The 1,459-nt window shown below is 66.0% G+C and carries 1 protein-coding gene and 1 pseudogene; both read right to left on the bottom strand.

All coding sequences use genetic code 11. The features are described 5' to 3' along the window. A partial coding sequence (locus ACIRS4_RS36795) for a DUF4185 domain-containing protein (RefSeq protein ID WP_404204399.1) occupies positions 1–1,044 on the bottom strand: 1,044 nt, incomplete at its 3' end. A gap of 156 nt (positions 1,045–1,200) precedes the next feature. Continuing rightward, positions 1,201–1,459 (bottom strand): annotated as a pseudogene (locus tag ACIRS4_RS36800) (hypothetical protein); the annotation flags it as partial.

Below are 1,459 nucleotides of genomic sequence, written 5' to 3' on the forward strand. Positions count from 1 at the left end.
GTCACGCCCGGTCTGGTACGGGAAGATGTAGGGCGCGTACGCGGTCGGGAGTTCGCGGGTGTCGATGAGCACCGACGGTGGGCTCCACGGCCCCTCCGGGCTCGGCGAGGTGTACATGACCACCGAGTTCCACGGGTCCGTGGTCAGCATGATGTATTGCCCGAGGTAGTCGTTCCACATCACCGACATCTCGGAGACGCCGCCGCCCACCACCGGCTGCGCGGCATTGACGTCCTTCTGCCACCGGCCGCCGTCCCAGTACTCGTAGGCGCCGAGATCGGTGGCGGCGCCCTCCGGGACGCGAGCCACGTAGGCCGGGTGGTTGCGCCCGGAGTCGGTGCCGAAGTTGTAGAGGAAGCCGCCGCGCTTGACGAAGGCGTTCATCTGGAAGTTGGAGTTGCCGCCGTCGTCGGCGCGGCGGGTGGCCGGCAGTTCGACCCAGTTCTCGCCGTTGTCGCCGGAGACCGCGAGGCTGGAGTAGTTGGTGGTCCACTGACCGACGTCGTCCCAGCTCTTCACCGACATCAGGCTCATGATCTGGGTGCCGCCGACCGAGATGGCCGCGGTGGGGATGCGGCTGATCTCGATGAAGGGGATCTTGGGGCTGGGGATCAGGTCGCGGGCCTGGCCGAAGATGTCCCGCACCACGGAGTCGAAGTAGACGCCGTTGGACGGGTCCTGGGTGTGCGAGCGGACCAGGATGTTGGAGCGCCAGGCCCAGGTGCTGCCGACCAGCAGGTTCGGCAGGCCCAGACCGGCGGTGTCACCGAAGGCGGTCAGCATTTCGCCGTTGCCGTTGTCCCACATGATGCCCAGGTCGGTGCCGAGCACGTTGTAGGCCTGGGTGTTGTTCGGGCTCGCCATGCCGGTGACCTGGAAGACGGCCTTGGTCCGGCCCGGAAGCTGTGGCAAACCGTTGGTTCCATTGAGCACGGGAATCGGATTGATGGCGTTGGGGTTCGCTGCGGCCGGTGATGTCATCGCCAGGAGCAAGGCCGTGGCACCGGCCACAGCGGACAGCAGCAGCGGAGCGGTCTTGGTCAATTGCGTGCGTCCTCCGGGTCTCGCCGAATAATGCGCGGACCAAACGGTATGTGGCGGACCGCACAATGCGTTCGACTCGTTGGCAAAGTGTGAAAATGCTAACAGTGATCGCGAGTCGATCGTGACTGCACGCCAGTGTGTTTGCCGTGAATTGGCTTACTTTCCATTCCTATCACGTCCGAGGGCCTGTCGGACGATAAGAGGCAGCTGGGTGGCGCGTTCGATGGACAGGGTCCGGCGCACCGAAGTTTGCCAGGTGCGGTCGAACATTTTCTTCGCGGCGGCCACCGCGTGCGGGGAGCGCGCCGCGATCCGATCGGCCAGCTTCTCGGCGGCAGCGCGCGGGTCCGCCGACACCTCGGTGACCAGACCGATGCGCTCGGCGTAGGCGGCGTCGACCGGGTCGGCGGTCATG

Origin of the sequence: Streptomyces sp. NPDC101166 (assembly GCF_044768125.1) — a bacterium.
GTDB lineage: Bacteria > Actinomycetota > Actinomycetes > Streptomycetales > Streptomycetaceae > Streptomyces.